This is a genomic window from Psychrobacter sp. CCUG 69069 (assembly GCF_021023115.1).
In the GTDB taxonomy this organism is placed as follows: Bacteria; Pseudomonadota; Gammaproteobacteria; order Pseudomonadales; family Moraxellaceae; genus Psychrobacter; species Psychrobacter namhaensis.
The window spans coordinates 1-14400 of sequence record NZ_QQAI01000010.1 but is presented as its reverse complement, the minus strand read 5'-3'; the positions used below and the strand labels follow the sequence as shown (position 1 = coordinate 14400).

Genomic DNA, 14400 nt, shown 5'->3' with positions numbered 1-14400 from the left:
AGTCTTATTCTTGAGATAACAAGGTGAGCTTGTGACCTTGGGTTGATGTATTTTGTTGTCTATATTAATAAGAGTGTGAGAAACTGTTCCTGTCTATCTGCGACATCAGTATAAGCAGCAGCGTAGATATTTGAGTTAATTTAATAAATTGTATGAGTAAATGAGGATGATATGGCAATACGAAGGATTAAGGCATTTTTTGAGTTTGAGGCAGCAGGCGGTATTGTCTTAGCACTGGCCGCCATTGCTGCAATGATCATTGCCAACTCCCCTCTTAGTGTGTGGTACGAAGGCTTTATCCACGCACCTGTTGCCATTCAAATCGGTAACTTCGCCATTGCCAAAGACGCTCACCACTGGATCAATGATGGTCTGATGGCTGTTTTCTTTTTCTTAGTGGGGCTTGAGCTTAAGCGTGAAGTGTTGATCGGTGAGTTGTCTAACGTCAAACAGATCATACTACCAGCTGGGGCAGCAGTAGGTGGCATGATTATGCCAGCGGCGGTCTACCTGCTCTTTAATTATAATGAGCCTGAGTTTTGGAAAGGTTGGGCCATTCCAGCAGCGACTGACATTGCCTTTGCCCTTGGTATCTTGAGTCTGCTAGGTAACCGCGTACCCAACTCCTTAAAAGTATTCTTAGTATCCATTGCTATTTTTGATGATATTGGCGCGATTTTGATCATTGCCTTGTTTTATACCAGTGAATTATCACTAGAGTCATTAGCAGTGGCGGGACTGTGTCTGCCGTTTTTATATCTTCTCAATCGCCGCAACGTCACCAGCATCACGCCTTATCTGCTCATTGGTGTCATCATGTGGATTGCGGTACTCAAATCCGGTATCCACGCCACCTTAGCCGGGGTAGTTTTAGCGCTATTTATTCCGATGTTTGACCGTACGGATCCTGAGCACTCGCCACTGGAAGAGTTGGAACACGACCTACACAACACCGTGGCCTTTGGTATATTGCCAATATTCGCGTTTGCCAACTCGGGTATATCGCTCGAAGGTGCAGGTGTGGCGGAGCTATTCCATTCGGTACCACTTGGGATTGCCGCGGGTCTGTTTATCGGTAAGCAGCTAGGCGTTATGATCATGTGCTGGTTGATATTTAAGCTTGGTATCTCAACCATGCCCAGAGGTATGAATTATAAACAGATATATGGTGCAGCCTTATTATGCGGCGTCGGCTTTACCATGAGCTTGTTTATTGGCAGTTTGGCATTTGCTGGTGACACAACACTGTTCGATGAGCGCTTAGGTATTATCATGGGTTCAATCGTCTCTGGTATCGCCGGTTACCTCATGCTTAAAGTCAGCCTAAAAGACAATATCAGTGGTACGTCAGTCGATTTGACTCGTCCACACTAAGCGTACAATGAGCTACTTGCCAGCGTATCAATGGCTAAGTAGCTCTTTGTTTTATAATACAAGAGGATAAAGGCTGTTTGATAAATAAGAGTACTTGATAAACATGGCTACTTGATAAACATGGATCAGAATAACATCATGCCCAAAAGTATCGACCCTGATCATCAGCACCATCAATCGATAGATGCCTATCAGCGTCATGGTCGTACCACCGCTATTGACGACCATAGCGACCTGCAAGTGCTAAAGCGAATCAAACGTTATTTATTACCAAAAGATTTTGTCATCTCTCAAGAGTTGTTAAATGAGATGGTCGCCGGTTATGATATTGGCGACCCGCTGGCAGATGCTTTGGCGGCTGAGGGCGTTCGTTTTGCAAAACCCTTACAGCAAATTATTATTAACAACGGCTTCAATCACACCCTCAAAAACAACCCCTCTTTTTGCGCGTTAACCGAGCAGTTTGGCAGTCATCCTGATTGGTTCGATCCTAAGCTTGCCCAGATCGGTGCAGTCGCCTATCGACGCTACCCGCTGATGCTAATTTGGCTCTTGCGTAACGTCGCCCTGATGGCAGGGTACAGTATTCCTGCCCTCTCGCTGCCATTGATTCAAACTGGCGCTTTGATGCATGATGCCTTGCCGCGCCTGATGCGTACTTATGCTTATATCTTAGCTGTCTCTGAGCACCCTCAATCGAATATGAGCACGCGCCATGGACGCAAACCTATCGAGCAAGTATTGGCCATTGGCTCTGAAGGCTGGCGGCAGTCTATCAAGGTGCGGCAAATTCACACCTTAGTGCGTCAAAACCTCCTCAACGGGAAAGGCAATGCAGCCAAAGGTGACCTAACAGAGGCCGATCAGCACCACAATCCTGATGGCAGCTGGAACACGGCCTATTGGGGTGTACCAATTAACCAGACCGATATGATCGCCACCCATTTGCAATTTTCGCTGCTGATCATGCGCGGGTTACGACTGCTTGGTGCGCGTATTAGCAAGGAGGAAGCCGAAGGTATTCTGCACTTATGGAATCTTGCTAGCTATTGGATGGGCGTTGATTTACAGCGCTTGCCGAAGGATGAAGCGGCGTGTTGGGAGTGGCTATATACGTATCTATCCATTCAGCAGCTTGACTTTAAAATGGGACAGCCACTGGCAAAAGCCTTGCACGACTTACCGCGACAGCTTATGGGCGAGGACAATCGCCGAGGGCGCTTCGTTGAGATGGTCAATGCCAGCGTAACGCGTACTTTGGTCGGTGATGACATTGGTGATGGCTTGGATTTACCAAAATCAAAGATACGGTTTGGCGTACTGTCTTCCGTGCCCATCTTGTTTGCGCTTGATACTGCCCGGCAGCACAATCAAAGTATTGATAAAAAATTAGAAGCGTTTCGCGCCAAACGCCAAGACAATATGAACTGGTGGCTAAAGAAAAACGATGATTATTATAAGTAGAAGCACAGTGCTGTGAGTATAAGTAAAAGAGTACCGTGCTGTGGGATGATATTTTAAAGCTTCTGTCGGCAACGGCACAGCATAAAAGGAAGACTTATACCAGCAGAACGCCTTTTTTGGTCCCTACTTTTATTTGGAGGGACTATCACTCCGAACATTATTATAAATAAATAGAGGGTTCTTAGACATTATCCATAGTCATTAGCATAGCACCACACTAGGCAGGCATTGTTCATGGCTTGGCATGATCGACTATCGATTTATATTCTCTACAGACGGGTATTTTGTATACGGTAATACCATTCAAGCTGCCGATCAAAGCCAGTTTCTAATAAGCTTGCAATGACTCGCCCTGTCAGACCCCATACCGTCTCACCATCCACTTGCCAGCTGGGCGTTAGCAGGGTCGCAGTCTGGTCTTGCATCGTGTATTCTACCGCATACTCTACCGTAGGCTGAGTGAGTAACGACTCAAAATCTGCCCAAAATATGCGTGAGATCTCTCCCAGTTCGGGCACTAATATCAAATCTGGCGCAATGAGTGCCACAATTGGGCGTACACTCATGCCACTTTTGGAGGTTTGGATGGGCAGTTGACCAAGCAATTGGACTTTGTTGGGTGGGAGCGCTGTCTCTTCGCAGGCTTCGCGCAGCGCTGTGATGACATTATTACCATCACTTATTTCATACTTACCCCCTGCACAAGACACCTCACCAGCATGGCTATTCATATGCGCAGCACGGCGCGTCAGGAGCAGCTTCGGGTGGCGTTCATGAGTAATCGCCACCAATACTGATGCGTCTGCAATCGGTGTTTGATATAAGCTGTCCAAGATGCGCGCACTATGCGATGTGTGGTGGGCGTCATATAACGCTGGGCTGGTCACGGCATTTAACGTCTCGTGCTGTACTCGCTCAGCCAGTTTTCTGAGCGTAGGATAACGAATAAACGTGGGCACAGCGACTGATAATTCATCAAAACTTATAGATTGCGGTGGGAGTAGCATTATAATTGCCCTGTATTTTTATCCGTGTTTGACCTCATTACGATAAACTATCTATCACCTAAACCTCAAAAATAAAACATATCATGGTCAAGTAGTTAAGGTTATTGAATACTATTTAGGAAGTGCTAGTGGATAACATTTTCTCATTCAATAAAATGCAGAGCAGAATCGATGACTGCTCGCAAAGATTGCCTCGCTATTGGTCATCAGTATTTGCGCCTACTCAAGCCTAGCGCAAACCGGCGATGACTGCATATACTTTCTGTGACTGAGTTGCTCTGCCTGTTGTACGCGCCCTTATCTGACAAAAATACCAAACACTAATATCGTAAAAATGTGCTGTTTTTGTCATCCATGTCAGTACGGTGAGAATTTGTGTTATCTTAAGCTTAAAGCCAGTTATTTGTCAGATAAAAGCCTGATAAGCTAACGTCTCACTCTTCTTATAGAACTTATATAAATAGAAGAAGCATTATAACGCTTAAAATAACCCCATCACTTTTTCTCATTACATAAGGCAGTTGATATGCGCTATTGTCTACAATGCGGTCATGAAGCAGAACGCAAAATACCAGCCACAGATAATATACCGCGATTGGTATGTCCAAATTGCCACTACATCCATTATGAAAATCCAAAAGTGATTTGTGGCTCACTTGTCGTGCATAAAAACCGTGTGCTGCTGTGTCGGCGTGCCATTGAGCCACAGTACGGCTTATGGACCCTGCCTGCCGGTTTTATGGAGAACGGTGAAACCATGGCAGAAGGCGCAGCGCGTGAGAGCTATGAAGAGGCAGAGGCGGTCGTTATCAACCCTCACCTATACTGCCTGTATGACATTCCTGATATCGGTCAAATCTACAGTATCTACCTAACCGAGCTAAAAGACGGGGCTTACGGTATTGGCTCTGAAAGTCTGGACTGTGCTTTATTTACAGAAGAAGACATCCCTTGGGACAGTATTGCCTTTGAGGCCGTGCGCCGCACCTTAAAAAGCTATTTTGAAGACCGTCAGCAATTCGATAGTTTAGATAAGTTCCCCATTCATCAAGACTACATCGGCAAAGATCAAAGCATCAAACGCTATTAACATCGTACTATAAGTACAAAATACCTTACAAAAGTCGTTGGTAAAAGCCATTCATAAGAATTATGCTAAATGCTTAGTGTTGTCTCTTAGAATGGTTTTTTATTGCCTGACGTTAATGGCTCAATCTGACTTGTGAGAATATCATGCTGACTTTGTTGCAACGCGCCTTACCGCTGTTACCGCTGACCATCGCCGTGACACTAACCAGTATCAGTACCATAAGCCATGCAGACGACTCACGTCTCACTGCCAAAGAGTCAGACCCAAAAACGCTTGGGTGGATGCAAGGCTTTCCGCCACCAGCTGATAAGCTGATAGCGCAGCCATCCTCTGATTTTTTTAGTTTTCCAAAGCTACGCTGGACAGTCTGTCATATCCGTGAGCTGATGCCGACTACCGAAGTCAGTCGCGGTATCGGTGCGCCGTCCAAGCTCAGCTATGAGCTGGATAAAAACATCGATGCCATCCCCTTTATCCCCACTGGCAGTAATCGCCCAATGACATGGCGACAGTCATTAGATGCCAACTATACAGATGGTATTATGATCCTGCATCACGGCAAGGTGGTGTATGAGCGCCAAAACGGTTGCCTCAATGAGCTTGGGAAACATGCAGCGATGTCGATGACCAAATCCATGACGGGCTTACTGGCAGAAATCCTTGTAACCGAAGGCAAGCTTGACGATAAAATGTTGGTGGCCTCTATCATTCCTGAGCTGGCGAACAGCGGCTTTGGTGATGCAACCGTGCGCCAAGTCATGGATATGACGACAGCGCTGGACTATAGCGAGGACTACGCCGATCCCAATGCTGATATTTGGCAGTACTCAGAAGCCGCCAGTCCGCTACCAAAGCCTAAGGGCTACACCGGTCCTAATGGCTATTTTGAATACCTACAAACGATTCAGAAAAAAGGCGAGCATGGTGATGCCTTTAGTTATCAGACCATCAACAGCGACACGCTTGGGTGGATCATTGCACGCACCACTGGCAAAGCAGTCGATGACTTACTCTCTGAGCGCATCTGGCAAAAAATCGGCGCAGAGCAAAGCGCCTACATGACCGTTGATGCTAAAGGTACGCCGTTTGCCGGCGGCGGTATCAGTGCAAGCTTGCACGATATGGCACGCATTGGTAGCCTCATGCTAAATAAAGGCGTCATTAATGGCAAGCGCTTGTTCCCAGCCGCTGTAGTAGAGCATATCGAAGCTGGCGGCGACAAGGATGCCTTTGCCAAAGCCGATTATAAACAGCTCAAAAATGGCAGTTATAAAAGCATGTGGTGGTCATATGACAATCCCACCCCCGTCTATTCGGCTCGCGGTGTCCATGGTCAAAGGATTTATGTGGACCCAGCGGCCGACATGGTCATCGTCCGTTTTGCCTCGCATCCTGATGCCAGCAATGGCAAAAATGATCCGACATCAATACCTGCTTTCCAAGCTGTCGCAAATTATCTGATAACAAAGTAACGGCTTAAAAGTGAACAATAAAAAATAACGATGAAAAATAAAAACCGCCGCTTTCACTATTTATCTTGAAAGCGGCGGTTTTTTATACCACACAAATCAACGTAGATTTTTAGCTTTTAATTTTGCACACGTTAAAGCCAAGCTCTTTTACCTGAGCTTCTTTGTCATATGGCGCTAAGACCGCACGCACGTGCTTTTGCCCTTGTAAGTATTGCTTGGCAACACGCTGCAAATCCGCAACCGTCACCGCCAAGATCGCTGCCCGCATTTTACGCTGCCAGTCTGCCCCGCGATGATGCAAGTTGGCAAAGCACGCTTTGATCGCCTCACCCGCTGGAGAGCCAGGCTTATCCATACCTGAAATAATACCTAAGATAGCTTCTTCTAACTGCTCATCCGTTTGCGGCTCATTTAACAACCATTCAATACTGGCATCGAAGTGAGCAAAGGTCTCAGCACACTGTGGGTCACGGTAGCTAAAGAATTTAAAGGCACAAGCATTGGCATCGTAACCGGCGCCGCCACCATAAGCACCGCCGCGCTCACGAATGGCACTGTGTAAGTAACCATTACGTAGATAAGGCGCTAATACCATCAAGGCAGCCGTATCAGGATGGTCAGCCGCGGGCACTGTATAAGCACTGGCATTATGATAAACGTTGGTCGGCACCAGCCAGGCTAAATCTTCAACTGCTACTGACTCACCCTCAACATCATTTAGGTGCAAGTCTGCAAATTCGCTTGGGATATTGGCGTCAATGGCATTATCAGTGTTGGTTAACTTCTCTGCCAGCGCTGGGGCACGACTGTCTTTCCAGCTCTCCACAATTAAGTCACTCAAACGCTCGCTTTGCTCAGCCTCACAGATAATTACAGCGTGTTTCGGCAGACTAATGAGACGCTGATGCAGATCCATCAAGCCTGTCGCAAGCTTATCCCATTGTGCATCGTCAGTACTGGCATGGGTTAAGAAATCTTTCAACGCATTGAGTGCCGGCAGTCCGCTACGTACATACTCTAACTGTGCTTGACGACTCATGCCGCGACTGGCCGTTTGCATGGCATAAGAATGCCCTGAGCCCGCAAGGTTAGATTGCCAGCCCGCTTGGCGCTGCTGCAAAATCTCTTTAATACGGTCATGCTCAGTAAAGACACTGTGCTCCATGACTTCTTTTAGCAGATCAATCGCTTCAGGTTTGCGGTTCAGCGCCCGCGTTGCCACCACAAAATAGCTGCTAATAGACTGGCTGTCATCGACATTGGTACGTTGGCTGATACGCGCTGTCACCCCTGAGGAGTGCGCCGCTTGTTTGGCTTGCATTTCATGCGCGCTGAGTGAGTCGGTACCAAGCTCTGACAACAAGCTTAAATAAATAGGCAGTAATGGGTGATTAATGACGTCATTCACTGGTAACTGGTCGTTGTTAGCCTCACCAATTGCATCGGTCAATGGGACGATGACTTGATAATAGTAGATACCATTGGTGCCTGCTTCATACTCAAACAAGGTACTGTCTTGACCACTTAAGCGCACCGTTTTTTGCGAGCCTTGTTTAAAGCTAATGTCCGTTGGTACATCTTCTAAGCCCACTTTTGGTAACAAGCTTAGATCATCAGGCGCGGCTTGGCGCGCAGCCAAATCCAACGCCTGCTTATGCAAGATGTCTTTATCATCAGCGGTCAAATCCATCGCGATGGTATCAAGGCGAGTTTGCTCTGCTGCGGCCAATCGCGCTGATTTTTCACTGTCTGGTGTCAATGTGACACGGACGCGGTGGTTGTTTTCAAGCAAATGCGTTTTGATTAAATTGGGCAGCCATTGCGGATCGACGACCTGCTCACGCAACCATTGTAGATGCTCATCAACTTCCCAGACGTCGATAGGATTGCCATCATGAATAGCCGTACTAAAGCCCTCTAGCATTAAATTTAGACCATAAGGAACACTATCGCCGCCGATATGGCGTTGATCAATTTCTATCTGATGCAAAATAGTTTCAATCGTTTCATCATCAATCGGTGCGCTAGCAACGTCAGTAAGCAAGTCTATAATGCCCTGCTCTACCGCTTCGGCGTGCTCAGGGTTGGAGCCACGTAGGCCGGTATAAAAAACCATTTCATAATGACTGTCATCGAGTCCTAGCAGCGGACTTGGCGCTTTACCCAGCGGATGACTGTCAAGATAAGCACGCAGCGGTGAACCAGCATGTTCCACCAACACCCCTTCTAATAAACGTAGCGCCAAACGCTGCTTGGGATCAGTAATAGACGGCAGCAGCCAAGCGACGACATGGTGGGTTTGATCAGGACCGGCTTCGTCAGCGGTATAAGTGTCGGTTGCGCTAATTGGTGCAGACAGACGCTGCTCTGGACGCGACACGTGTTTTTTGCCTGCTTCAAACTGGATTAAAGCATCTTCATGAATCTTCGCCTGCGTCTCAGCGACGGGGATATTACCAAAGCTCATAATCACGCTGTTTGAGGGATGATAATGGCTTTGATGAAACGCTACCAACTCAGGGTGCGTCAAGTCAGGAATGTCCGCAGGATCACCGCCCGAATTATAATGATAGGTGGTCGTTGGAAACACATGATGGGCAACCGCGTGATATAGCTGATCAATCTCACCGCTCATCGCGCCTTTCATCTCGTTAAACACAATCCCTTTAAAGTGCGGTTTGTCCTCGCTGTCTAACTCAACACGGATGCCTTCTTGGGCAAAATCGAGCGGATGAATATTGGGGAAAAATGACGCATCCAAATACACGGCCAGCAGGTTAAAGTAGTCGTTTTTGTTTTGCGTGGCATACGGATACGCGGTCCAATCAGCAGCAGTCATCGCATTCATAAAGGTATTGAGCGAGCGCTTAATCATCGAAAAGAACGGATCACGGACAGGGAACTTCTCAGATCCACACAAAGCCACATGCTCTAAAATATGTGCTTCGCCCTTTGAGTCCATAGGCTGGGTACGAAAGCCCACCAAAAAAGCATTTTCATCACTTGGGTGTGCCAAATGATAATGCATCGCTCCGGTTTTAACATGCTGACTGATCAACACATCCATCGAAAGCGCCTCAATATGGCGATGCTCAATCAGCTCAAAAGCAGGATGCAGGGTCAAGTCAGCAGTAAATAGCGTGTCAGTCATAGTGTTCCTTATAAAGCGTTTTTAACCCAGCCGATACTAACGTGACGCTGATAAAAAGTGGCACATCGTACGGCATACTTGGTTAAAAACCAATAATGAATAAAAACGTAAAAATAGTGAGTACAAAATAAGCCACTTGATCAGTCATCGATATCCGTCAATGTACAAAGATCTTTAAGTAACTTTTTGGGTAATATTCTTATTTAATGGCTACATATTTCGTGGCAGTGCTCCATCGAACAATAGGAATTTGCCTAACGGTATTAGATGGGGCTGAGCGTTTGATAAGTCAAGGCACGCCCTAAAAGATAAGCAAGAAAGGCCTACTGTTAAAAAGACACCACCTGCAACCTACATATATTCATTTGTCCCAGTTTAATGATGTTACTTAACAGCAGCTATCAGTAGTGCTATAGTTAGAATCATCTGTTACAAGGAGCCGCTCATGAGTTACCAGCATATTTTATTGGTCACCGATTTAATGTCCGATGCCGATATCGTCGCTCAAAAGGCCAAGCGTATCGTTGAAAACCGGCCCGGTTCCAAGCTATCGGTACTGCATATTGTCAAAGATACCATGGTTGGCTTTGGCTATGAATTGGTTCCCGCCTCTAGCCTATACGATGAAATTGATGACGAGCGCTGCCAAGAAGCACGGGCTAAACTGGCGCAGTTTTTGGAACGCAACCAGTTACACGCCGTCAATTCTGAAGTGACCACCGCCATCTCGAATAGCGAAGGGATCGTCAATTACTGCCACAAACACGACGTTGATTTATTGGTGATTGGTCGTCATGAACGCCATGGCATTGTTGCTTGGCTGAGCGGCGCCACAGCGGATAATATCTTGCCAAACGTGCCTTGTGACAGCTTAGTGGTTAGATTGGACAAACCAGTTTCCAATTAGCTTAAAGTATAAAGCAGCTTAAAATATAACGCTTCAGCTAAGTTGCTTGTATCACCACTTACCTTTATGAAGCTTCCTCAAAGCTTACTTGTGTAAAGCGTCCTCAAAGCTTACCTGTGTAAAGCGTCGTATAGACACCGACTATGGGGCGCTTTTTAACAGGCGTTTTTGACCATCACTCTGCTATCAAAATATCAATAAACGTCTGCCAAATGGGGCTTTGATGGCGGGCTTTATGCCAGACTAACCACCATGTCCGTGACAGATCGATACCCGCCACTTTTACTTGTATCAGTTTTCCGGCCGCAAGCTCGGTCTCAATCACATGCTGCGACAGACAGCCCAGACCAATGTCAGCACTGACCATGTGCTTGATGGCCTCCGACTGTTGAATCGCCCTGACGACCTCCGCATGGGGTAGATACTTGAGCAACTGCTCATCGATAATTTGCCGCGTACCCGATCCTGCTTCACGTACCAATAGTGGCAGCCGTGCCAACTGTTCAATATTAAGCTCATAACAGTGTTCATCGGCATGATAGGCGGCCAACCCTGACAACCACTGACTATCGCGTTTGGCAAAGACCATCAAGGTATCTGTCCGCCACGCTCGTTGCTCAATGGCTTTCATGTCTGTCGGGCGCGGCATCCCTTCCACTAAAGCGATATCAATATTTAATTGCTCAACCTCACTAACCACTTCTTGGGTATTGGCAATATACATATCGACATTCGCATCTGGTAGCGCTTTATATAGCTTAGCCAGCAGCGGCGGCAACACATAGTTCCCAATAGTGGTGCTGGCGCCAATATGAATCTGCCCTGCTTGGTACTTATGATAGTGCTCCAGCGTCAGCGCTTGCCCTAAGATCGCTTGCGCCTGCACATAAATAGGATGGGCATTGGGATGCTGATTGAGCCGGCGCCCGACCCGCTCAAACAACGGCATTTGCAGCCTTGACTCTAGCTCAGTCAAGGCGCTACTGACCGCTGATTGTGATAAGTGTAGCGCTTCACTGGCGCGGCTGGTACTACCTGTCTGGTAAACACTGACAAAGACAGATAACTGCTTTAGCGTGATTTTCGGTAAGGTTTGCACCGCTTTCTTCATGTTTTATACGACCTTCAGTTGTTTTTATCAGTATCTATCTATAAAATCGATAGTTTCTATCTTATTAATCTGTTTTTATTATAGTTCGTGGTGGCTTATACTGTCTATTCATAAGCTTATGCTTATTTAGATTTTAGACAATAGGACAGACAGTCATGCACGCCTTAGCCCAAACAGTGACCCATTATTGCCCAAGTAACCGCCATTTGGCTGGGTTAATGGTGGTACTTGTCGGCAGTTTGTTTTGTTTGTGGCTGGATGTGAGCCTAGAGGTTTGGACAGATGGACGTGTTGTCGGCTTATCCTCTTTAACGCTGGCGATTTTGCTGGGTATGGTATTGGGCAATACCATCTACCCTAGTTTTGCTGATCGCTTAAGTGTGGGCGTTGGCTTTGCTAAAGGTCAGGTACTGCGTCTCGCCATCATGTTTTATGGCTTTAAGCTGACACTGACACAAGTCTCAAGCGTAGGTATGCCTGCGATTATGACGGATGCCCTAGTATTGACGTCGACCTTTTTACTCACCTATTGGCTAGGCACAAGATGGCTAAAGGTCGATAAACAGACAACCTTACTGATTGGCTCAGGTGCCAGTATTTGCGGTGCCGCCGCGGTGATAGCCGCAGAGCCAGTCGTCAAAGCGGAAGCGCATAAGGTGACTATCGCCGTGGCAACCGTGGTGGTCTTTGGTACTATCGCTATGCTCCTCTACCCCTTCTTATATCATCTGGGTTGGTTGCAACCTTGGCTCAATGCCGAGCAATACGGCATTTATACCGGCTCAACCATACATGAAGTGGCACAAGTGGTGGTGGCTGGTAACGCTATCAGTACCGAGGTTGGTGATACGGCGGTCGTCACCAAGATGATACGGGTCATGATGCTGGCGCCTTTTTTGCTTGTGCTGTCTTTTGCCTTAACCACAGACAATAGCGACAATATTGACGATAGTGATCGGCCTTCGCTCATGAAGCGTATACAACAGGTCAAAGTCCCGTGGTTCGCCTTTATCTTTATTGCGGTCGTGCTAGTACACACTTGGGTACCGATGAATGCAGGATTGGTACATAGTATGGTCATGCTCGATGATGTGCTGCTCACGATGGCCATGTTTGCGCTCGGTCTGACCACCCACTTAAGCGCCATCAAACAAGCTGGCATTAAGCCGCTGATTTTGGGTGCCATGATGTTTGCTTGGCTGATCCTTGGTGGGGGCTTGATCAATATTGCGATTAGCTTGATTTAGTATATTACTACCACTGAGCTATTTGTTATGATTCAACATTAACAATGCCTACGATCATCGCGATGATCGTAGGCATTGTTAGTTCTATGGGCTGCTACCCCTAAATCGCAGACGAAAAAAAACGAACCCGAAGGCTCGTTTTTTATACATCTGTTTATCTAATTATTTATCTATAAAAGACAAATTAGATAGCAACGATGTTATGTGCTTGTGGGCCTTTTTGGCCTTGAGTTACAGTGAACTCAACTTCTTGGCCTTCAGCCAAAGTTTTGAAACCTGAACCAGTGATTTCGCTGTAATGAGCAAAAACGTCTGCGCCAGTTTCTGGAGCGATAAAACCAAAGCCTTTAGCTTCGTTGAACCACTTAACTGTACCTTTTTGAGTATCTGACATATTGATAATCCTACTTTTAAATTTATTTAATGGCCTAGTGACCGGTAACGCTTGCAAATAGCTACTGAACGATAAATATTAAAACGAAGGATTATAACTAATACTACGAGGTAATGATTTGGTGCAGAACTGCTCTTAAGCTTGAGCGTATTATAAGGGGAACAGCCGCTTATCGCAAGCCTTATCTCATATTTCATGTAACTGAAGCCAATTTTTCGCTATTTTTGGTCCTAATTGCAACCATTTTAGGCATTTGGTAAACGGAACAAATACACTGCTACCCCGCTACAGACGGTCGCTACCAGCCATGCCACCCATATCATATCAGCAGGCAGCTGATAAAATAACATGGCGGTTGATAGGGTCATCATGATCGTTGCCAGCCACTTAGCATACAGCGGTACGGCGTGGCGATCCTCCCAATCACGAATAAATTTACCAAAGTATTTATGATTAATGAGCCAAAAATGAAAGCGCTTAGAGCTACGCGCCCAGCACCCTGCTGCCAGCAGTATAAACGGCGCGGTCGGCATCACGGGCAACAGCACCCCTATGATCCCCAAAACAAAAAATATCCAACCGAGTGTCACAAACGTCCAACGTACTGTCGGACTAGTGGATTGATTGGTCTTTGGGCGATAATAAAATACTTTTTTGTTTTGGCTCATAAATGATGTCATTGGATCGTATTAAGTGGCTGATGGTAAATGGCGGCTATTAATACATAGAGGTTAAGCGGCTAACATGCTGCCTGCGATCACTCCCTATATAGGACATTCAGCATGCAATATCCCCACAAATGCTACAAGACTATTTTTACAAGGTTTTTGCAATAAATAGGTGTGTTTGGTTAGTGGTTGGGTAAGTGGCTTTTAGAACATGTCCACCTCTACCGGACTTTGGCAAGTGAATATGAGCCTGATGGGGGCAGTATCGTCAATAGCAAGGTTGCTTAGAGGCGCGCGTTGTCCGACGGTGAGATGGTTCATGGTGTTCCTTAACGTTGAGTATGTCTTTTTATCGCTACAGCAATTTGCCAAATTAATATGCCAGATAATATATAGTCAATCCCACTTAAAAGTGTTATAAACTAATTATCAAACCTAATTGCTATCATAAAGACCATGACTTACTCCCTAGATTTTCGCAAACAAGTACTAAAAAGCTTAGACGAGGGTATGAC

11 protein-coding genes are annotated in these 14400 nt (G+C 46.3%); 6 read left to right on the top strand and 5 right to left on the bottom strand.

Features of this window, described 5'->3' with window-relative positions; genetic code table 11:
- Window positions 1–171: 171 nt before the first annotated feature.
- Window positions 172–1374: a Na+/H+ antiporter NhaA gene (gene nhaA, locus DVY93_RS07900; RefSeq protein WP_230710156.1), complete on the top strand. Its 1203-nt coding sequence runs from the start codon at window positions 172–174 to the stop codon at window positions 1372–1374.
- A gap of 120 nt (window positions 1375–1494) precedes the next feature.
- Complete coding sequence (locus DVY93_RS07895) at window positions 1495–2838, top strand: oxygenase MpaB family protein (RefSeq protein ID WP_230710154.1); 1344 nt, start codon at window positions 1495–1497, stop codon at window positions 2836–2838.
- Window positions 2839–3107: 269 nt separating this feature from the next.
- Here DVY93_RS07895 and DVY93_RS07890 read toward each other — a convergent pair whose 3' ends face one another.
- Window positions 3108–3845 carry an NUDIX hydrolase gene (locus tag DVY93_RS07890; RefSeq protein WP_230710152.1) on the bottom strand — a complete coding sequence of 246 codons (738 nt, stop codon included), beginning with the start codon at window positions 3843–3845 and terminating at the stop codon, window positions 3108–3110.
- A 526-nt stretch (window positions 3846–4371) separates the two neighbouring features.
- Between DVY93_RS07890 and DVY93_RS07885 the strand changes: the two genes are divergently transcribed.
- Together DVY93_RS07885 and DVY93_RS07880 are read left to right on the top strand one after the other, a co-directional pair.
- On the top strand, window positions 4372–4935 hold the full coding sequence (locus DVY93_RS07885; RefSeq protein WP_198333820.1) for an NUDIX hydrolase: 564 nt from the start codon (window positions 4372–4374) through the stop codon (window positions 4933–4935).
- A 143-nt stretch (window positions 4936–5078) separates the two neighbouring features.
- Window positions 5079–6407, top strand: coding sequence for a serine hydrolase domain-containing protein (locus tag DVY93_RS07880; RefSeq protein WP_230710151.1), 1329 nt, complete (start codon window positions 5079–5081; stop codon window positions 6405–6407).
- Between the two features lie 109 nt (window positions 6408–6516).
- On the opposite strand, the gene DVY93_RS07875 is transcribed toward DVY93_RS07880, so the two are convergent.
- On the bottom strand, window positions 6517–9558 hold the full coding sequence (locus DVY93_RS07875; RefSeq protein WP_230710150.1) for an insulinase family protein: 3042 nt from the start codon (window positions 9556–9558) through the stop codon (window positions 6517–6519).
- A 445-nt stretch (window positions 9559–10003) separates the two neighbouring features.
- Here DVY93_RS07875 and DVY93_RS07870 point away from each other — a divergent pair, with 445 nt between their 5' ends.
- Window positions 10004–10465, top strand: coding sequence for a universal stress protein (locus DVY93_RS07870; RefSeq protein WP_193005233.1), 462 nt, complete (start codon window positions 10004–10006; stop codon window positions 10463–10465).
- A 175-nt stretch (window positions 10466–10640) separates the two neighbouring features.
- Here DVY93_RS07870 and DVY93_RS07865 read toward each other — a convergent pair whose 3' ends face one another.
- Window positions 10641–11576 carry a LysR substrate-binding domain-containing protein gene (locus DVY93_RS07865; RefSeq protein WP_230710149.1) on the bottom strand — a complete coding sequence of 312 codons (936 nt, stop codon included), beginning with the start codon at window positions 11574–11576 and terminating at the stop codon, window positions 10641–10643.
- Window positions 11577–11731: 155 nt separating this feature from the next.
- On the opposite strand from DVY93_RS07865, the gene DVY93_RS07860 reads away from it, so the two are divergent.
- Window positions 11732–12823 carry a YeiH family protein gene (locus DVY93_RS07860; protein ID WP_230710148.1) on the top strand — a complete coding sequence of 364 codons (1092 nt, stop codon included), beginning with the start codon at window positions 11732–11734 and terminating at the stop codon, window positions 12821–12823.
- A gap of 184 nt (window positions 12824–13007) precedes the next feature.
- Here the strand turns inward: DVY93_RS07860 and DVY93_RS07855 are convergent, their stop codons facing one another.
- Together DVY93_RS07855 and DVY93_RS07850 are read right to left on the bottom strand one after the other, a co-directional pair.
- Entirely contained in the window at window positions 13008–13217 is a 210-nt protein-coding gene (locus tag DVY93_RS07855; protein ID WP_010201661.1) for a cold-shock protein, read from the bottom strand.
- A 245-nt stretch (window positions 13218–13462) separates the two neighbouring features.
- Window positions 13463–13885 (bottom strand): YbaN family protein, encoded by a 423-nt coding sequence (locus DVY93_RS07850; protein ID WP_193005230.1) that lies wholly within the window; start codon window positions 13883–13885, stop codon window positions 13463–13465.
- Window positions 13886–14400: the final 515 nt, after the last annotated feature.